Consider the following 19655-nt stretch of genomic DNA (forward strand, 5'->3'; position numbering starts at 1 on the left):
GCGGGCTTCCTCCTTTCCTGATCAATATCATTCTTCTGTATCATCAGACTTCTTAAATTCATTTTCCTTTACGTTTTCAAACGGATCTGTTTTAGAGTGCGGTGAAACAGCTTGGTAGCCAAGGCGTTTGCGGGCCTCCATCGCGTACTCTGCGTCTTGTCCGTGGTCAACGTATTTTAAGTGAGTAGAAGAGAACGTTAATTCGTCCACATTTTCAGGAAGCATTAATTGATCATACTTCTCTTTTGTCAGCTTAGGAGCCTCGTTTTGAGTCTTTTTCACCCAGCTGTTAAAGTCTTTTTCTGTTACAGCATTCACATCAAACTCTTGGTCGGCAAAATGTTCGCCTGTGAAGTTCGCGTTGCGGCCTTCATAAGTTCCCACTTCATCAGCCTGTAAGTATTGATCCATCAGCATTCCTGCCATCGCGTACTTTTGTCCTCCAAGCTGAGGAATCCATAGCGAAGCCATTGAATCTGCAGATGAGATTTTAAACAAGATTGGGCGGTCGACAGGAATGTTTAAGTAGTTAACCGTTTCAATATCCTGTTCAGGGTAGCTGAATACCCATTTCCAGTCTACCGAAGTAGCGTAAACAACAAGAGGCTCTTTATCCTTTGTTGCTTCAGGAGCTTTTTCTAACGAATATATCGTCTGTACGGTTGGCACAGAAAGTGCAATGACGATTAAAATTGGGATCACTGTCCAGACTACTTCTAAGAACGTGTTACCGTGAATTTCTGGGTTATAAGATCCATTATCTTTGCCTTTACGGTCGCGGTATTTTACTAAAATAATGGTAAATAGAACAAAGACGACCCCGACGATAAACAGCATAAATCCGATAGATAACAGGATTAAATCACTTTGCTGATCAGCCACAGGCCCTTTCGGATCTAGTACTGAGGCATTGCTGCATCCCCCAAGGACGAAAACCACAGTTAACAGCGCAAATACAAGTAACGGTTTTAATGCTCTGAACAAGAAGATCACCATCCTTCCTATTGATGTAATAAATCTGAAGTGCATACTTCCTCAAAATCTTTTCTCTACTTTGTTATGCTATCAAAAAGTTCACTTATTAGCTTTATTTTTTTATAAACTTCATCCCAATTTCGCTTAAATGTCATAAAATCGACAAAAATTGCTCCAACTTTATTCACATCTATCGCTTAAGATGAAAAGTTTCTAGTTATTTCCGCATATAAGTAAAGAAAGATGATGAAGAACTAATTCTGACAAATAAAGGTTTACCACATTAAAAAACCTAGGTCAATCAAAAATTTCATTTTGTTAAACTTTCTAGAAAGGAATTAATTTTTCCTTGCCTAGCATCTTTTCACACGATTACCATTTTAACGCAACCAATATTGAAAGAAAAGGCTCATTAGAGCGGCGATATGCTCTGAACTGTTCCAACTTTTTATTAGCGCATCCAATTGTTTATCTTATACAAAACAGAGGAATGATATAAGCAAATAAATATAAAATAGGATGTGTTGTATGATGAGTTTTATTATTTCACTTATCGTCGCTATTATTATCGGATGGCTTGGCAGCCTGTTTGTAAAAGGAGATATGCCTGGAGGAATTATCGGGTCAATGATCGCAGGCCTTATCGGCGCCTGGATCGGACACGGGCTGCTTGGAACATGGGGGCCGAACCTAGCCGGATTTGCTATTATTCCTGCGGTGATCGGCGCAGCCATTGTTGTATTTCTAGTAAGCCTGTTAGCCAGAAAAAGAGGATAAGAGTGACAGCGCCCGAAGCGTCAGTGCTTTGGGCGTTTGCTTTGCCATAAAAATTAAAAAAGCCTCAACCCTAGCGGTTGAGGCTTTTGACTGGTTTGACGCCTAAATGGTCGATAAACCTGCTGAAGGCCTGTTTTCCTTCCGTTGTCTGTTTAAATACACCGGCGTGTTCAAGTATGCGCGCGAATACATGTCCAAGCTCTTCTTTTATGACTAGATCGGCATTTTCTTTTGTTATCGTTCTTTTTTCCGTAATCCGAAGAGCCCACTCCTTATGTTTTGCTGTGAGCGGATTTTGTTCTAAAGCTGATTTCGGATTAGCAGAGCAAAGCGCCGCTGCCGTTTCTTTCATTTCTTCCTGTAAACGGCCCGGCAATATCGCCAATCCCATGACCTCAATCAGGCCGATATTTTCTTTTTTAATATGGTGAACTTCCTGATGAGGATGAAATATTCCTAATGGATGCTCCCCATCCGTCCGATTGTTTCTCAGCACGATATCGAGTTCATACAAGTCTCCCCTGCGCCGTGCAATCGGCGTAACCGTATTATGGGGCGTATCGCCTGTATAGGCGGCTATGTCGGCCTTTTCATCGGAATACGCTTGCCACGTGCGGAATATATGATCAGCAGCTTCGGCGACTTGATCCGGTTTGTCTCCTTGGAGCCTGAGCACGGACATCGGCCACTTCACTAAGCCCAGCGACACGCCTGGATGATCATTTAATTCATATATTTCTTCCGCTTCTGCACGCGCCATCGGAAAATCGTGCGCCCCGCCTTGGAAATGGTCATGGCTTAGGATGCTGCCGCCGACAATTGGCAGATCCGCATTTGAACCGATAAAATAATGCGGATATTGCCCGAGAAATGACAGCAGCCTTTCAAATGTTTTTCTGCTGATCTCCATTGGTTCATGTTCACCTTTTAAGACGATGCAATGCTCTGGATAATAGACGTATGGCGAGAACTGCAAATACCATTCTTCATCTTTAAGAATAACCGGAATGATTCTGTGATTTTGGCGGGCTGGATGGTTCACGCTTCCCTCAAACCCGACATTTTCTTTACACAGCAAACACTTCGGATAATTTGTCTGCGCCTGCTCTTTTGCAGCCGCAATCGCTTTTGGGTCCTTTTCGGGCTTTGATAGATTAATAGTCATTTCCAGCTCGCCATATTCAGTCGGCACCGTCCAATGAACATTTTTGGCGATTCTGTCGGACCGAATATAGTAGACATCCTCTGCATATTGATAGAATTCCTTTGTCGCCTGTTTTGGGCCGTATAAAGCTTTTGTCTCTTCAAATTTGCGAATGACCTCAGACGGAGCAGGTACGAAACACCCCATCAGCTTTGCGCTGAGCAAGTCACGGTATGTGTCTGTATCCGCTTCCATACGGCCGGTTTCCGCAGCCCATTTGTAAATAGGAGCAAGTAAGTCCGGCAGGCTTTGTGCCTGCTTGATGCATGTGTGGGAGACCGGCTCGGGGTGCTTGATGTCTAACGCTTCATAAAGACGGTTTCTCGTATATTCCCGATCCCAGATCGAAATCAGTTTTCGTTCCAGGCCATACTCCAGCAGCTGTTCCAGATGTTCAACAATACTCATGTGTCACTCCCCCTTTAGTTCTCTCGCTCCTTCTCCGATATCAGCGACATAAAAATCCGCTTTGAGCCCTGTTTTTTCTTGATACCTGTCTCCAACCTTTTGGATAAAATCTTCAACAAACGCATCTTTGACAATGCTGATGGTGCAGCCGCCGAAGCCAGCTCCCGTCATTCTTGATCCAATCACGCCTTCGTGCTCCCACGCCGCAAACACAAGCTCGTCAAGTTCAGGGCAGGTCACTTCATAATCATCCTTCAGTGAAAGATGGGATTCCTTCATTAACAGCCCGATTTCATCTATATTGTTTTCTTTGAACATCTGGGCCGTCTTGATGGCGCGGTGATTTTCGTATACGGCGTGCTTTGCCCGGCGTCTGTTCGTTTCATTTTGGATCAGGCCGGAATTAGCATCGAAATCAGAGGGCTTGATGTCGCCCAGCGAGACAATATCGAGTGCTTTTTGCAGATCAAGCAATGCGTCATTGCACTCTTGACGTCTTGTATTATAGCTCGAGTCTGCCAATGTCCTTTTTTTGTTCGTGTTCGCGATGACCAGTGCGAGGCCTGAGACATCGAGTTTGCTATATTCATAGTCCAGCGTGTCGCAGTTCAGCAGCATCGCATGATGTTTTTTCCCCATTCCGATTGCAAATTGATCCATAATTCCGCAATTGACACCGATAAAAGTGTTTTCCGCATGCTGCGCCATTTTTACAAGCTCAAGCGCATCCACTTCAGGATGGAAATAGCTTTGGAGCACCACTCCCATCAGCAGTTCAATAGAAGCGGAGGACGAGAGGCCCGCACCGTTTGGAATATTCCCTGAAAATACAATGTCAAAGCCATGGGGAACTGAATAGCCCCTTTGCTGAAATTCATAAATGACGCCTTTCGGATAGTTCGCCCAGTCGTCTTCTTTTTGATAGCGGATGTCGTCAAGGCTGCATTCTTTAATGCCTGCGTCTTTAAAGTTGTCTGAATACATCCGGACAACCCCATCGTTTCTTTCTGCAACAGCAGCATATGTACCCATTGTCAGCGCGCACGGAAACACATGCCCGCCGTTATAGTCTGTATGTTCTCCAATCAGATTCACTCTTCCAGGTGCGAAAAAAAACCGTAACCCCTCTTTTTCTCCGAATACACTTGCAAATATCCCCTTTAGCTCTTCCCGCATGTGCAATCACCTTTCATGGTTTTTATTTTTTTATTTCCCCTTATGTCTTCAGCGAAAACGATAGATCATATGCTGCTGTCCCCTGTCATACCCCTTCTTCTTTTGTCTTTTTAAAGACGAGCCATTTGCTTGCAGCATAGTTGACGACAACGATGACCGCGTTGTCGAGTATTTTGGCCAAGGTTTCATTTGTATTGAACTGGCCGACAAGAATGATCATCATGCCTAAATCTATGCCGAGAGACAGGACCCGAACGCTGAAAAAGGCAGTGATCTCTTTCAGCAGGCTCTGCAGGTCATGTGTTTTTTGCTGAAACACATATAATTTATTTGTTATGTATGCAAACAGCACGGACAAAATCCAAGCGGCGACAGTGGCGGCTTTGTAATCCATATTCATGATCTCTACCAATATATAAAAGCTGGCGATGTTCACAATGGTTGTGAAAACCCCCATAATGATATACATAATCATTTCTCTATACTTCACTGATGTTCCTCGCTTTCTGAAAAACTTTTCAAAATTCTTGGCCTCACGTGCTCTCTGTCTGGAGCAAAGAAAACCGAGAGTGCGTCTAAAAAGCTGCGGAATGTGGCGGGCTGGCCCAATACATACGATTGTTTGATGATTCCGTCGAGCACTGCACATATTATTTTAGCCGTATATTCCGGATCAATACAGGCGCCAATCAGCTTTCTCTCCTTCAGCCACTTAATATATAACGCATTTTCTTCCACCCACAATTCGTACAGCCGGACATAGGCCTTGCATTTCTGAAGGACTTTATACGTCGGCATATTCATGGCAAACGAGGTAATGTCCCACGACGGCTTATTTATGTAATAGGAATAAAGCAGCTCTGCGGCATGTTTTGCAGCCTCGTCCAATGTCAGCGGTTTCACCGATGTTCGTTCCATTTGATCAAGATACCCTACGATGATCGCTTTTTTCATCTGGCGTTTTTCGAGAAGATGCTGCAGAAAATCCTCCTTGCTGACAAAATGAACATAAAATGCTCCTTTACTGTACCCGGCCGCTCTGCTGATATCCTCAACAGAAACCGGATCATACGCTCGGTCAATCAACAAATTCAAGCCAGCGTCTATAAAACTTTCAAAGGTTGCTTCTCTTTTCATTTGAAATTTGTTTTTTTTCATATTTTTCTCCAGGCGGTATGATTATCCTTATCTTACAACGGATCAATCTTTAGCGGTATTTATTTCTTTGAATGCTTATGCTATTCGGTTTCTCCGGGGTCATATTTAATAGGCTGAAGGATTTATTTTCAATTACATACTATCCAGTCAGTATTTAATTGTTTATTATTATAAATGAGGTTCATTGGTTATATTAGTCATTTTTTTAGGGAATAGGTAGGTGGTTTTTCCTTCAGTTTGTGAACGCCGAGCAACTATGTGTGAAATTTGTTGTACTCGCCTCATCATCGCGCCGGCTTGTCTTTATTGCCCGCATGTTGCAGGAAAACATTTTATACAATTGGAGGTTACTATGAAAACTCATGTTAAAAAAGATTTGGACAAAGATTGGCATATGTTAATACAAGAAGCTAGATCTATTGGGTTAGGCATTCGTGATGTGAGACAGTTTTTAGAATCTGAGACAGCATTGAGAAAGAATAATCACAAAAAAACCGTCCGCCAAGACTAATCCGAACAGGCGGATCTATTACCTCTGGCTTTTCTATCATCTGATCTGAGTTTTCACCATATCCTCTATTCGAAAGCAATTGCTGCGCCGAGCTTGAGGACAAACGGTGTGTCAGCTAACATACGACAGACAGCCGGTGATGCGATCACCTCTTGGCACATCCATTGTCATAAAGAGGTGATGCGAACATGATAACCGGGCTCTGGTAAACAGCAGCTTTGCTGAGAACAAGCTGCATTCGGTGAGGTTTTGAAAGCAAACTCGTGTATACGCGGCCGAGCTGGAAAACCTTCGCCTGTCTTTATACCGCTCGCGTTCCTATCTTCACGACTTCCTTCTTTTTTCATTCTCCAGATGTTCTCCAACGCATAAATCAGACTTTCAGTACATACCTATTGGTGTACCTTTTTGCTTACGTTTAGCGAATAAAAGGAGGATAGCCATGTACAAAGCTGATTATAAACAGATTGCTGCAACTCCGTCTTTTCAAGCTTTTTTAAAGCAGAAACGCGCTTTTATTGTTCCTTCTGCGATTTTCTTTTTTGTCTTTTATTTTTCACTTCCTGTTTTGACGTCTTATTTCACCTTTTTGAATAAGCCGGCAATTGGGGCTGTTTCATGGGCTTGGCTGTTTGCCATCGCCCAATTCGCCATGACCTGGATACTGAGTACGGTGTATTCCCGAAAGGCGGCTCATTTCGACCGATATGTAAGCGCTCTAAAGGCGGATCTGAAGGGTGAACAGACATGAATATGACTGCTTTTCTATTATTTTTAGCGATTGTCGGCCTGACGCTTATCATCACGTATTTTGCCGCAAAGAAAACGAAAACGACGAGTGAGTTTTATACGGCCGGCGGCGGGCTCACCGGTGTTCAGAATGGACTGGCAATTGCCGGTGACTACATGTCTGCAGCCTCGTTTCTTGGGATTGCCGGAATGATTGCGTTATATGGATTTGATGGATTCTTTTACAGCATCGGTTTTCTAGTGGCTTATCTCGTTGTCTTGTACATCGTGGCGGAACCGCTTCGGAATCTTGGGAAGTATACGATGGCGGACATGATTGCGGCTCGCTTTAAAGAAAAGAAAATCCGCGGCGTCGCGGCTCTGAATACCATTGCCATCTCTACTTTTTATATGATCGCCCAGCTCGTGGGGGCGGGCGCGCTGATCAAACTGCTGCTTGGGCTAGATTATACCGCGGCGGTTCTCATCGTCGGGGTGCTGATGACCATTTATGTCGTGTTTGGCGGTATGATCGCGACAAGCTGGGTTCAAATTATTAAAGCTGTTTTACTGATGGCCGGCACACTCGTGATTTCGATCATCGTGTTTTCGAAATTCGGCTTTAACCTTAATACCATGTTTGAGCAGATGAAAACAGCCACTCCGCTTGGCGCTGATTTCTTAAATCCCGGAAATAAATACAAGGTGCCGCTTGAGACCTTGTCGTTAAACTTGGCACTCGTGCTGGGAACCGCCGGGCTTCCGCATATTTTGATCCGGTTTTATACCGTTAAGGATGCCAAGACGGCCCGGACATCCGTTGTTTCAGCGACATGGATTATCGGTGTATTTTACATTATGACGGTGTTTCTCGGCTTTGGCGCCGCTGCATTTGTCGGCTTTGATGCGATAACGGCGGCTGATCAAGCGGGAAATATGGCGGCTCCGCTTTTGGCAAAAGCGCTCGGGGGAGATTTTCTGTTCGCGTTTGTGTCAGCGATCGCTTTTGCAACCATTTTAGCGGTCGTGACAGGATTGGTGCTGTCTGCCGCCTCAGCATTTGCCCATGATATCTACAGCCAGATTATCAGAAAGGGAGAAGCAACTGAAAAAGAACAGATGAAAGCGGCCAGATGGGCTTCTGTCGCCGTGTCGGTGCTCTCGATTCTCCTTGCGATTTTCGCACAGTCCTTAAATGTAGCGTTCCTTGTCGCACTTGCGTTTGCGGTAGCGGCCAGCGCAAACCTCCCGCTGATTGTGTTTACGGTCTTCTGGAAGAGATTCAATGCTACAGGCGCTTTGTGGGGCAGCCTGACAGGCCTGATCAGCGCGCTTGTGCTTGTATCGATGAGCCCTAGTGTGTGGGACCCGTCCGGAGGTGCTATATTTACCGGCAATCCGCTCATTCCGCTTTCTAATCCGGGCATTATTTCCATCCCGCTCGGCTTCCTCGGCGCGTGGCTCGGAACGGTGCTGTCGTCAGATAAAACGGTTAATGAAGATACGTTTGCAGAAATACAGGTGAAGGCGCATACCGGCATTCATATGGAACAGGAGTAAAAAAGCTCTCTTGTATAGAGAGCTTTTTCTTACTTTTTCTGCTGCTCATCAGAAATTGCTTTTTCAAATACGTCCTTGCCGGCTGCTCCCGGAATGACGGTGTCGCCAATGATAAAAGTTGGAACGGCTGTGATGTCAGCCTCTTCATAGGCGTGCTTTAAGGCTTGGCGCTGTACGTCCTGATATGTTCTTGATTCCAGTGCGGATTTGAATGAGGCTCCGTCTAGTCCCACTTCCTCGGCAAGCTTCGTCAAGATGTCAATGTCGCCAATATTTTGGCCCTCTTGGAAAAATGCTTGAAAGACACGGGTGTTGTATTCATGTCCTTTATTGTATTCCTTGGCAAAGTGGAAGCCTTCAAACGCCAGATCTGTATATGGATGAGGCGAGACGTTCGGAAAATTGATGTCGACTCCTAATTTCTCCGCCATTGGCTGAATGGATGTCTGCCACATGTACTGTTTGGAAGGATCATTGACCGGGTCAAGCTGAGGAGATGGACTTGGGCGCAGTTCAAACGGCAGCCACTCGACGTCAACATCCTTTCCTTTTATCGCTTCTTCAAAAGCGGCTTTTCCAATGAAGCAAAATGGGCAAACGTAATCTGAATAAACTTTGATGTGTACTGTCATGATAATCTCCTTTCGTATAGGTTGATTTTAAACTGTAACAATAAAAGTTACAACTGTTTTTTAAAAAAAGAAGCCGATAAAGGCTTCTTTATGATTCCAGCAAACGCTGGGCAATATATTCTCCTTTTTTGCAGCCGCCTGGGCATGCATATAAAGCAGAACCGATTGTTTGCGTGTATTCGTTTAACGCATCCTTTGCTGAAAGAGCCTTCAGCATGGGGATGAACTGATTGTCGGGATTTTTTTGAAAGCTGATAAACAGGAGACCCGCATCCATATAGCCGGTTTTCGGATCAAGTCCTTCTGTGTAAGAGAAAGCTCTTCGCAAAATTTGTTTTCCCGTAGATTTCGCAAGGTTAACGTGTGAATTTGCCGGGATTTGATTCAGCTTCACGGGGTCTGTTTCTTTTTTCTGGCCAAAAGGCGCTCCCGAGCTTTTTCTGCGGCCGAAGGTATCCTCTTGATCCTTGAGGGAAGAGCGGTCCCATATCTCAAGGAACATTTTGATTTTCCGAAAGGCCATATAGGTACCGCCCGTCATCCAGTCGGGTTCACCGGACTGAATCCACACGATCGAGTTCATCAAGGTGTCATCCTTCGTGCTCTGGTTGCCTGTTCCATCTTTAAACCCGAAGAGGTTGCGCGGCGTTTCACCATTTTTTCCTCCGCTTAAAAAGCCTTTGTTCACAAAGCGGACCTCACAGGTTCCGACCGCTTGATTCAGCAGGTTCCGCAGTGCGTGAAACGCCACTTGTTCATCGTCTGCGCATACTTGAATGCAGATGTCTCCGCCTCCCTGCTTCTCATCCAGATTGTCATTCGGCATCGCTGGAAGAGCGGCAAGATGCTTCGGTTTTTTGTTTTTCAGCCCAAAGCGGTCCTTTCCGTCTTTTTCAAAAAAGCCAGGCCCAAATCCGAATGTGACCGTTAAATTGGAAGGGGATAAATCAACCGATTCACCTGTATCCTGCGGCGGCAGATATTGATTTTTCTGCTCAGCTGACATTTTCTTTCCAGACGTCAGCATCTGTGTCAGACTTGTCCAGTTTCTGAATAATGTAATGATGTCGCTCTTCTCTTTTGCAGTTACATCCAGCGCCGCAAAATAAGCATACGTCTGATGGGCAGTTGTGATTCCGGCCTGATGCTTTCCGTAAAACGGAACGACCTGCTCATCCTCTTTTTCATCCTTTTTCGACGACTTAGCCGCGGTCTGAACAAGCGGAGCGAGACCGCCGAGTCCGCTGGCACCGATCGCAACGGCCGCGCCTGCCATCGCTCCCCATTTTAGGATGTCCCGTCTATGAATTTGTTCTGGCTTTTTTTGTTCATCGCTCATGCTGTTACAAAACTCCTTTTATAGCACATTCGCAATCTTCGACATGGTTTCAGAAAGAGTCGTCAGCTTTGTGCTCAGCTCTCTGATTTGATCTTCACTTAATTTATCATAAGACGTATAGGACTGATCATTTGTTTTGTATTTTGCCATTAAAACTTCAAATTCGCTGAACTCCGTATCCAGTTTTTCCGTCAGGTCAGAGTGATCTTTTACAAGCGCGCTTTTCACTGTTTGATAAACAGCTTCGGAGCCCTCCACATTCGCCATGAGGTCGACTAAATCGATTCGTGAGTAGCGCTCTTCTTCTCCCGTGATTTTCGAAATGCCGGCTTCGTTCAGAAGCTCCATCGCGCCTGCTACAATTTGTTCAGGTGTTAATTTCAGTGCTTCAATTGAACCGTCAAGCTCTTTTACATCCTTGAGAAGCTGGTCAGCCGTTGCCTTTTCCCCGGAAATATCTTGATCCTTCCAAATGGCTTTCTCAAGCTTGTGGAAACCTGTCCATTTGTCTCCTTCTTCTACATCGTTTTCACGGGCGTCAATTTTCGGATCAAGGTCACCAAGGCTTTCAGCGATCGGTTCAATTCGCTCATAATAAACACGCGCTTTCGCATATAACGTTTTAGACTTTTCGATATCGCCGGATTTCACAGCGCTTGTAAATGCTTCAGTCGCTTTTACAAGCTGATCGCTCTGCTCTTTAACATAGTTTTTATATTCGTCCGCTGCTTTTTCCAGCTGATCGCTTGCCTTTTTGCTGCTCTTCTTCGCTTCTGTCAGGTCTTCTAAGGACGCTTTCAGTGACTCGGATTCTGTCTTGATTTTGTCTGTATCCGGTTTGTCTTTCTGTGCTTCTGTATAGATGGGCTGAAGGTGCTTTTCGATTTCTGTATATTCGAATGGATAGTCGCCGCGGATATCATTTTCAAAGGAAAGCCAGTAGCTGTTTAGCTCTTTCCCCTTCTTTTCAATTTCCTTTTGGTCTCCTTTTTCCGCTGAATCATTCAGCTTGGAAATGATGGTTTCCATTTTATCTACAGATGCGGCGATCTCTTTGCTGACCCCGCTTTTTTCAGATGAAGCTTTTTCTTTGGTTGAGGATGTGTCATTGGCTCCGCAGCCTGCGCACAGCGCAAGGATGCAGCCGGCTGATACAGCGATTTTTGTGAAATTCATTTTGTCAGTTCCTTTCCGTTTGTAAAATGTTTTGCCGCTTCTGAGACAAGCGCAATCAGTAAAAAGAGTAAAATCAGCAATTGCGGGACCGTGCTGTACACGGACGGATAAATTCCAAGCACCGATACAGACGGCAGCCAGCTCTCTGCATCAGACGGGAGAATGCCCGCCAGCTGCAGGCTGTGAACGCCTGTTCCGAGAAATTTCACGCACATATACAGGACGACCGCCATGGACAGCAGGAAAAACGGCTTCAATGGGATACGCATTCCGAGCTTAATCATGAGAACACCGACGATAACGAGAACGATAAGCCCCGCGGCAGTTCCGCCAATCAGTTCAATGAGCGGTAGCTTCCCGACAAGCCCGATGAAAAAGATGACCGTTTCAAGCCCTTCTCTCACCACTGCCAGAAATGCGATCAGGCCGAAGGAAAGCAGACTTCGTTTTTTTAGGGCCTGTGACTTCTGGGTATTGATTTTTTCTCTCCATTTGTCCATTGAGGCATTTCTGTGCAGCCATACTCCTACATACAAAAGCATGACAGCGGACAGCACGCCGGTAACCCCGCCAAGCAAGAAATTGTTTTCCCCGAATATGTTGGAGGAGAACAGAAGCGTGACACCTATGCCGGCTGCCAAGGAAACAACCAAGCCAGCGGATGCTCCGCCCCAGATCCATGTAGAGGAACGCGTGACACGGGCTTTTTTTGTCATGGTTAAAAGCGCCCCGATCACAAGCAGGGCCTCCATCCCTTCACGAATCGGAATGAGTGCCGCATCCCACCAGCTATAGCTGCTTAAAGCGATTGGCTCGAGCAATTGAATCATTTCGTCAATTTGCTTTGATACCTTTTCGGGTTGACTGTCGATTTCAGCCTTCATCAGCGCCAGGTTTTCCTCTGATGTCGTATAGGCTTCCTTCGATTGGGAAACGACGTCCCCCTCAACAGCGAGCCAGGATGTAATTAAATTGTCGATTGCGGATGATGCTTGATCCAATTGGTTTTTTTGTATTAGCTGTTTTGTGTCTTTTAAGCTTTGTATATAGGCTGTTAAGGACGCCCTTGATTGACCCGAGGATGTCTTTTTCAGCACGACAGCCTGCTGATAGGTTTCTAAATGAGAAGAAAGCTCTTCAAGCTGCGTTTTGAGCTTGTCTGCGTCTTGATTGATGAAAGAAAGAGAAATCATCGCGATATTCGAGTCCATTTTGCTGTGGGAAGAAAGATTTTCCTTTTTAATAGAAGGTTCTTCTTTTTTCCACTTCGCCTTGAATGTTTCAAATGTTTGTTGTGCCGAGTCTATATCTCCGTCTTTTACAGATTCGATCATTTGCTTGTTTAATTGAATCAGTGCAGCGATCGGATCGTCTTCCGCATGTGCCGCAGAACCGAAAACCATCAACAAGCTGAATAAAATAAGTGCCAGCCCCCGAGCCATCATGTTCCTCCTATAACTGAAAATGATTATCATTGTATATCATAATCATAGCCAGTTCCTGTTCTTTGTCAATTAAAATTTGAAGGTCTGAAAACCTTGATGCCACAGCAAAAAGGCTGTCCTTTACAGGACAGCCTTTTGAATGGAAAACAACGTTTATCTTCCCGCTTTATACGTTTGAATTTCTTCATGAAACTTGCGTGCGGCACCTTCTGGATCCTCCGCCTGACTGATGGCGCTGATCATACTGACACCGTCGGCCCCCGCTTGGATAACAGGAGCGGCATTTTCGATTGTGATGCCGCCGATGCCCACAATTGGTATGCCGATGCCTTGGCGGCGAACCGCTTCGATAAGAGATACACCCTGTACGGCTCTCGTATCCTTTTTCGTTTCTGTCGGATAGATTGGCCCGAGTCCTACATAATCCGCGCCATCTTCTTCAGCTTGCTTCACCTCAGACATTGTATGGGCGGAAACGCCAAGAATCATATCACCTATAGCGTCTCTTACTTCTTTTGCGCTGGCGTCTTCCTGGCCGATGTGGATACCGTCAGCCTTCAGCGTCAGGGCCAGCTCCACATCATCATTGACAATGAATGGAACACCGGCTTCACGGCAGGCTTCCTGCACGTTTTTAGCGAATTCAATCCGCGCCTCCCCTGCCAGCGCGTCCCCGCCCTTTTCACGAAATTGGTAAAGAGTGGCGCCGCCTTTTAACGCTTTTTGTACGACAGTGACAGGATCGGCTTTCGTATTATTCGACCCCATAATGAAGTAAACAGATAATAACTCTTTCATCATTTCCCGAGAAATACGTGTCATGAGACAGTCACCCTTTCTATTGTCGCCAGTTCTTGGACATCTTGTTCAGTAACAGATGAAAGCTTGTTCAGCAATTCAATCTGAAAGCTTCCCGGACCTTTGTCAGCTGTCTGCTGTGCGGCAAGCTGAGCTGCAACACCATACGAAGAAATGGCAGCAATAGCAGCAAACAATGGATTTTCTTCCACAGCACAAAACGCACCGACAACAGACGTCAGCAGGCATCCGGCGCCTGTCACTTTCGTCAGCAGCTTGTGGCCGTTATGAAGGGTATATACGTTTGACGTGTCGGCTATGACATCGACTTCGCCAGTAATCGCAATGACCGTGTTGAGTTTTTGTGCCGCCTGCTGGGCCAGCCGGATGATGTCGCCTCCGCCTTCTCCCGCATCAACGCCTTTGATCAGCCAATCGGTCACGCCGACGGTATGGGCAATTTCCGCCGCGTTTCCTCTGATCGCAGAGAGATGCACCTCACGAATGATGCCTCGTGCCGATTCAGTACGGAACGGTGTTGCTCCGGCCCCGACAGGATCAAGAATGACAGGGACGCCATGTTCATTGGCTGATTTTCCCGCGATGATCATCGCTTCGACTGATTCCTTGCTCAGCGTCCCGATATTTAATACGAGCGCACCCGCAATCTTCGCCATGTCGGCGACCTCTTCTTTCGCGTACGCCATAACCGGTGATGCGCCGAGGGCGAGCAGGCCGTTTGCTGTAAAATTCGTTACGACATTGTTAGTTATGCTGTGCACCAGAGGGCTATGCTGGCGGACAGCAGTAAGACATTTTGCTGCTGATTGTGCATCCATGTTTGCATCATCCTTTACTATCTTTTTTCGGGTCCCATAAATACGATTTCGTATGTTCGAGCCAAGCTCTGGCCGCAAAGGGCAAGTAACGGTCCTTTCTCCAAATAATGGCGAGGTGCCAAGGGATGACTGGATCGACAAGCGGAATGACTTTTACTTTTTCCGGGTCAAGTCCGCGGCAGATTCGTTCCGGCAAAAGCCCGATTCCAAGGTTGGCTGACACCATCTCACTGATAAAATCCCATTGTGAGGTTTCATAAATGATATGAGGCCTGAATCCAGCCTTGATACATTCCGTCATAATTCGATTGTGCAGGACAAAATCCTCCCTGAAGAAAATAAAAGGCTCGTCCTTCAACTCACGCAGCCTGCACTCTTTTTCGTCTGCCAGCCTGTGGGAAGGGTGAACGACAAGCATTAAGGTTTCTTTTACGATTGTAAACGAATGAAAAATATCTTCATTTGCAGGAAGAACCACAACGCCGATATCAAGAGAGCCGTCCCCAACGCCATCTTGGACTTTTATAGAACCGTCTTCGACTAGCTGAAAGGTGATATTCGGATAGTTTTCACGAAAATCCCCGAGCACTCTTGGGAAAAATCCTGATCCGATCATCGGCGGCAGTCCGATCCGCACGTGCCCTTTCTTGACCTCCATAATATCATTTAATTCTGACGTCAGGTTTTGAAATGATTTAATAATTTCCTGTGCCTGCACATACATGCTCTGGCCGGCGTCAGTCAGTTCCACCTGCCTGCCGTTTCGGTAAAACAGTTCGATCCCGAGCTCCTCTTCTAAATTTTTGATCATTTTTGATATCGTCGGCTGAGAAACATATAGGGATTGGGAAGCCTTCGTAAAGCTTTTTAAACGAGCGACTTCCAAGAAATATGTTAAATGGCGTATATCCATGTGCTTCACCCTTTCTATAGACAAAAGGAATACTTATTATTCTTTATATATATTTTACCTATAGCGAGACCTTATGTACAATATGAATATAAGGGAGGCATCAATATGAAAAAACTGTTGCTAACCGTTATTCAAATCGCTCTGTTATTTATATTTGCTCGGCTGATTAATTGGGTGACAGCCCTTCTTCATATAAATATTCCCGGCAGTATAATTGGGATTGTGATTCTTTTCACATTATTACACTTTAAGATCATCAAGCTTGAATGGATAGAGCTTGGCGCTGCGTGGCTTCTCGGGGAGCTGCTTTTATTTTTTATCCCGTCTGCCGTCGGAGTGATTGAATACGGAGACATTATGTCGAAATTTGGTGTCAGCATTCTGCTTGTTGTCATCATCAGCACGTTTGTCGTGATGGTGTCTACAGGAACGCTTACACAAATCATTGCAAAAAGAAAGGAGAAAAAGCATACGTGTTCATCGGAATTGTAAGTTTGTTTTTAACGGTTTTGGTGTATTTAGGAGCAAAAAAAGTATATCAACGGTTTCCGCGTGTCTATACGTCGCCGCTATTGGTGACGCCCGCTGTGTTAGTCGGTCTGCTGCTGCTGGTGAATGTCCCGTACGAGTCATATAATCTCGGCGGCGAATTGCTGACCGATATGCTTCAGCCGGCTACCGTGGCATTCGCGATCCCGCTATATAAATATTTCCCTGTTTTAAAGAAATACGCAGTGGAAATTATTTTGAACGTGGCCGTCGGTTCATGCATCGCGATTATTTCAACCGCTCTTATTGCGAAATGGCTTCACCTCGGCACCGGCTTAATTGACAGCCTCGTCCCGAGATCAGTGACAACACCGATCGCAATGAACGTATCGGAAATGATCGGCGGAATGCCTGCCGTCACAGCCGTGTTTGTGATTTTGACCGCTTTGTTAGGCACAGTGATCGGCCCGATGGTCATCCGCTATTTCCGCATTGATAATGAAATCGCGCGGGGCGTGCTGCTTGGTACAAGCGCACACGGAGCGGGAACGTCAAAAGCATTTGAGCTTAGCTCTGTGTCCGGCACGATTTCCAGTGTGTCGATGATCTTAGCTGCGATTATGACGCTTTGCGCGGCGCCGTTTTTACTTTCATTTATGTAAGAAAAAACTGTCCTCTCAAGGGCAGTTTTTTTTATGTGCTTCCCCTTATTGAAAAGCTGGCGAATTCCAATATAATGTAATTTGTGGATACCAAAGGAGGCACCCCATGCACAACTTGCAGGTGAGACGGCATTACGCCGCGTTAAAAGGATTTTATTTGTTTGCTTTTCTTGGCACGGGCAGCATTATTCCCTTACTCAGTATGTATTTAACGAAAGAACAGCATGTAAGCGGATCACAGGTCGGCTTGATCATGTCACTCGGCCCGATTGTGATGATTTTCTTTCAGCCGTTTTGGGGCATGCTGAGCGACTATACGCAAAAAACGAAAAGCCTGCTGGCGGTTTGCACATCAATCACAGGCATCATTGGATTAGGCTATATTGCATTTGACGGCTTTCCTCTGTTTATTTTGATCGCGGCCTGTTTTGCAGCCTTTCAAAGCACGATTATTCCATTATCGGACAGCATTTCACTAAGGTACACTCAAGAAACAAACGGCAACTACGGCGGAATTCGCCTGTTTGGTTCTCTCGGCTTCGGCATCGCAGTGTTTGCCATGGGACAGGTAACGAATCAGCTGTACCCTATTCACGTGATCTTTATCTTTGGCTGTGCCTTTCTGTGCATCGCCGCCATATTGGCCTCACAAATGCCTGGCCAGCAGAAAACAAAAACAAAGGTCAATATCCACAAAGGATTCCGGGAGCTTATCAGCAACAAAACGTTCCTCATCTTTATGATCATCACCTTTACGACATTTGCTCCAAACTTAGCGAACAATACGTATTTCAGTCTTTTTCTGGACAAAAGCGGCGCGTCACTTTCCGCTATCGGCATTTTATTTTTCATCGGCGTCATTTCGGAAATTCCATTTATGCGATTTGCCCAAACATTTATAGATAAAATGGGGCTGCTCAACGTCATTATGCTGTCAGGCGGGGTCTCATTATTCAGGTGGGCGCTCTATTTCACAGCGCCTTCATTATGGATCATTTATGCGACGGTCTTTCTTCAGGGAGTTGCGATCGGTTTATTTATCCCGGCGGCGCTTCAATATGTAAAAAAGATTACGCCAAACCACGTTGAAGCGACGGCGCTGACCATGTACGCCGCCATCGGCAATGGATTCGGCAACTGGTTCTGTACATTTACAGGCGGATACATTTTTGACTACATATCAATCTTCGCAGTCTACTTGCTTTTTGGCATTCTGAGCATAGCAGGCTTTGGGCTGACATTATATTTAATGAAGGCTGAAAAAAAACAAAAATACACTTCATCAGCCGGCTGTTACTTTTAAACCATAATGACTATAATGAACAAAAGGAAAGGGGATGTACGCTATGAACGGGCAAGAGCGAAGCAGCATTTCGAAAGGATTACAGGTTGATATTGTATTGAAAGCAGATCAAAAAACAGGAAAACTGACGAGAGGGACAGTAAAGGATATTTTAACGAAATCAAGCTTTCATCCGCACGGCATTAAAGTCCGGCTTGAAGATGGCCGCATCGGCCGCGTCCAGCAGATCATTTCTACATAAAAAAAGCTGCTCCTGAACAGGGCAGCTTTTTTCTTTATTTTTTCTGCAGAAAAACCACTTTTAGATAGTTGCCTTCCGGGAACGCCGAAATCGTTTTGAAATCCTCCGGCAGTGTAAATTCCTCAATGATGGTGTAGCGTTCATTTGTTTCTTTAAAGGCGGCATCGATAAAGCCTTTGAATTTCTTCATGCCGAAGGCGCTGCTGTTTGTGGAAGCAACGATGATGCCCTTGTCAGCTGTGATGGCGATCGTTTCCTTCAGCAGGTTTTTATAATCCTTGGCCGCGCTGAAGGTGCGTTTTTTTGTACGCGCAAAGGAAGGCGGGTCGAGAATAATCAGATCAAAGCGCAGATCCTTTTTCGCTGCATACGAAAAATAGTTAAACACGTCCATCACTTTAATGTCGTGTGCCTCGTAATCCAGCTTGTTCACGCTGAATTGCTCAATCGTTTTGGCAAGACTCCGGTTTGCCACGTCTACGCTTGTTGTTTTCTCCGCTCCGCCAAGCGCCGCTGCCACGGAGAATGCCCCCGTATAAGAAAACGTATTTAACACTGTTTTTCCTTTTGCATAGCGGTCTCTGATCACCTTGCGAACATGTCTCTGATCCAAAAAGATGCCCGTCATGGCGCCTTCATTCAGATCCACTGCGTATTGAATGCCATTTTCCAGAATGATGATTGGGAACTCGCCTCTTTCCCCCTTCACGAAGTCATCATCTTCAACATATTGTCCCGCCGTGTAGAAGCGTTTTTTCTCGTAAATGGCTTTATAGTTCAGTTCCAGCTCATCCAAAGCGGAAATCAGCATGTCTTTAAAGGCGTAAATGCCTTTGCTGTACCATTGAACCAGCAGATAGCCGTCATAATAGTCAATCGTGATGCCGCCAACGCCGTCTCCCTCACCATTGAACATGCGAAAAGCCGTTGTATCTTGGGCCGTGAAAAGTTTGGCGCGCGCTTGAACCGCTTTTGTTAATTTGCTGAGAAAAAATGCTTGGTCAATCTGTTCATGCTTATTGCGGGTAAGCGTCCAGCCGACCCCTTTGTTTTGCAGGCCATAATAGCCCCGCGCAAGAAACTCGCCGCTCTCAGACACGATATCAACGAGGTCTCCTTCTTTCACGTGCCCCGCACTCCCTGCGAGAGCTTCCTTTTCGATGAGCGGATAGCCTTTTTTGATTTTTGCAGCATGTGCTTTCTTTAGGGTGAGTAGCTTCATATATTTCGTCCTCTTTCTGTTTGCTTTCTCTTATCGTACCACAAAACGCCAAGATGTCTGCATTGACAGAAAGGAAAGGTTTTTCTACGATAGACAAA

At 45.5% G+C, this 19655-nt stretch carries 20 protein-coding genes and 1 pseudogene; 8 read left to right on the forward strand and 13 right to left on the reverse strand.

Annotated elements, in window-relative coordinates; translation table 11 throughout:
* Positions 1-27: 27 nt before the first annotated feature.
* Positions 28-993, reverse strand: coding sequence for a cytochrome aa3 quinol oxidase subunit II (gene qoxA / locus M1M80_RS19900; protein ID WP_080010897.1), 966 nt, complete (start codon positions 991-993; stop codon positions 28-30).
* Between the two features lie 513 nt (positions 994-1506).
* On the opposite strand from qoxA, the gene M1M80_RS19905 reads away from it, so the two are divergent.
* Positions 1507-1752, forward strand: coding sequence for a GlsB/YeaQ/YmgE family stress response membrane protein (locus tag M1M80_RS19905; protein WP_003222176.1), 246 nt, complete (start codon positions 1507-1509; stop codon positions 1750-1752).
* Between the two features lie 70 nt (positions 1753-1822).
* On the opposite strand, the gene galT is transcribed toward M1M80_RS19905, so the two are convergent.
* From galT to M1M80_RS19925, 4 genes are all read right to left on the reverse strand, one after another.
* Complete coding sequence (galT, locus tag M1M80_RS19910) at positions 1823-3364, reverse strand: UDP-glucose--hexose-1-phosphate uridylyltransferase (protein WP_060399776.1); 1542 nt, start codon at positions 3362-3364, stop codon at positions 1823-1825.
* A gap of 3 nt (positions 3365-3367) precedes the next feature.
* Positions 3368-4540 (reverse strand): galactokinase, encoded by a 1173-nt coding sequence (locus M1M80_RS19915; protein WP_060399777.1) that lies wholly within the window; start codon positions 4538-4540, stop codon positions 3368-3370.
* Between the two features lie 85 nt (positions 4541-4625).
* On the reverse strand, positions 4626-5009 hold the full coding sequence (locus M1M80_RS19920) for a GtrA family protein (RefSeq protein WP_003236040.1): 384 nt from the start codon (positions 5007-5009) through the stop codon (positions 4626-4628).
* A gap of 17 nt (positions 5010-5026) precedes the next feature.
* Positions 5027-5698, reverse strand: a complete 672-nt coding sequence (locus tag M1M80_RS19925; RefSeq protein ID WP_003236042.1) for a TetR/AcrR family transcriptional regulator — start codon at positions 5696-5698, stop codon at positions 5027-5029.
* 352 nt (positions 5699-6050) lie between these two features.
* Between M1M80_RS19925 and slrA the strand changes: the two genes are divergently transcribed.
* The 3 genes from slrA (at position 6051) to M1M80_RS19940 (ending at position 8498) form a co-directional block, all read left to right on the forward strand.
* Positions 6051-6209 (forward strand): transcriptional regulator SlrA, encoded by a 159-nt coding sequence (slrA, locus tag M1M80_RS19930; protein WP_003236045.1) that lies wholly within the window; start codon positions 6051-6053, stop codon positions 6207-6209.
* Positions 6210-6651: 442 nt separating this feature from the next.
* Positions 6652-6960, forward strand: coding sequence for a DUF485 domain-containing protein (locus M1M80_RS19935; protein WP_003236047.1), 309 nt, complete (start codon positions 6652-6654; stop codon positions 6958-6960).
* Entirely contained in the window at positions 6957-8498 is a 1542-nt protein-coding gene (locus M1M80_RS19940) for a solute symporter family protein (RefSeq protein ID WP_060399778.1), read from the forward strand. The genes M1M80_RS19935 and M1M80_RS19940 overlap by 4 nt, the downstream gene beginning before the upstream one ends.
* A 29-nt stretch (positions 8499-8527) precedes the next feature.
* Here M1M80_RS19940 and M1M80_RS19945 read toward each other — a convergent pair whose 3' ends face one another.
* The 7 genes from M1M80_RS19945 to cidR form a co-directional block, all read right to left on the reverse strand.
* A complete protein-coding gene (locus M1M80_RS19945; RefSeq protein WP_060399779.1) occupies positions 8528-9130 on the reverse strand; it encodes a DsbA family oxidoreductase in 603 nt (200 codons plus the stop codon).
* An 88-nt stretch (positions 9131-9218) separates the two neighbouring features.
* Positions 9219-10469 carry an iron uptake transporter deferrochelatase/peroxidase subunit gene (gene efeB, locus M1M80_RS19950; RefSeq protein WP_003236053.1) on the reverse strand — a complete coding sequence of 417 codons (1251 nt, stop codon included), beginning with the start codon at positions 10467-10469 and terminating at the stop codon, positions 9219-9221.
* A gap of 18 nt (positions 10470-10487) precedes the next feature.
* A complete protein-coding gene (gene efeM / locus M1M80_RS19955) occupies positions 10488-11645 on the reverse strand; it encodes an iron uptake system lipoprotein EfeM (RefSeq protein ID WP_060399780.1) in 1158 nt (385 codons plus the stop codon).
* Entirely contained in the window at positions 11642-13087 is a 1446-nt protein-coding gene (efeU, locus tag M1M80_RS19960) for a ferrous ion permease EfeU (protein ID WP_060399781.1), read from the reverse strand. Before efeU ends, efeM begins: the two co-directional genes overlap by 4 nt.
* Positions 13088-13243: 156 nt before the next feature.
* Positions 13244-13912, reverse strand: coding sequence for a thiamine phosphate synthase (thiE, locus tag M1M80_RS19965; protein WP_019259827.1), 669 nt, complete (start codon positions 13910-13912; stop codon positions 13244-13246).
* Positions 13909-14727: a hydroxyethylthiazole kinase gene (thiM, locus tag M1M80_RS19970; RefSeq protein ID WP_060399782.1), complete on the reverse strand. Its 819-nt coding sequence runs from the start codon at positions 14725-14727 to the stop codon at positions 13909-13911. Before thiM ends, thiE begins: the two co-directional genes overlap by 4 nt.
* Before the next feature lie 7 nt (positions 14728-14734).
* On the reverse strand, positions 14735-15640 hold the full coding sequence (gene cidR, locus M1M80_RS19975) for a cidABC operon transcriptional activator CidR (RefSeq protein ID WP_003236063.1): 906 nt from the start codon (positions 15638-15640) through the stop codon (positions 14735-14737).
* 105 nt (positions 15641-15745) lie between these two features.
* Here cidR and M1M80_RS19980 point away from each other — a divergent pair, with 105 nt between their 5' ends.
* The 4 genes and pseudogenes from M1M80_RS19980 to M1M80_RS19995 all read left to right on the forward strand — a co-directional run bounded on the left by M1M80_RS19980 (position 15746) and on the right by M1M80_RS19995 (position 18335).
* Complete coding sequence (locus M1M80_RS19980) at positions 15746-16132, forward strand: CidA/LrgA family holin-like protein (RefSeq protein WP_003222205.1); 387 nt, start codon at positions 15746-15748, stop codon at positions 16130-16132.
* A complete protein-coding gene (locus M1M80_RS19985; RefSeq protein ID WP_019259828.1) occupies positions 16114-16791 on the forward strand; it encodes a CidB/LrgB family autolysis modulator in 678 nt (225 codons plus the stop codon). The genes M1M80_RS19980 and M1M80_RS19985 overlap by 19 nt, the downstream gene beginning before the upstream one ends.
* Before the next feature lie 106 nt (positions 16792-16897).
* Positions 16898-18101, forward strand: a pseudogene (locus M1M80_RS19990) (MFS transporter).
* A gap of 36 nt (positions 18102-18137) precedes the next feature.
* Positions 18138-18335, forward strand: a complete 198-nt coding sequence (locus M1M80_RS19995) for a YwbE family protein (protein WP_003236073.1) — start codon at positions 18138-18140, stop codon at positions 18333-18335.
* Positions 18336-18369: 34 nt separating this feature from the next.
* Here M1M80_RS19995 and M1M80_RS20000 read toward each other — a convergent pair whose 3' ends face one another.
* Positions 18370-19557 carry a class I SAM-dependent rRNA methyltransferase gene (locus M1M80_RS20000; RefSeq protein ID WP_060399783.1) on the reverse strand — a complete coding sequence of 396 codons (1188 nt, stop codon included), beginning with the start codon at positions 19555-19557 and terminating at the stop codon, positions 18370-18372.
* Positions 19558-19655: the final 98 nt, after the last annotated feature.

This window comes from Bacillus inaquosorum (assembly GCF_023238325.1).
In the GTDB taxonomy this organism is placed as follows: Bacteria; Bacillota; Bacilli; order Bacillales; family Bacillaceae; genus Bacillus; species Bacillus inaquosorum.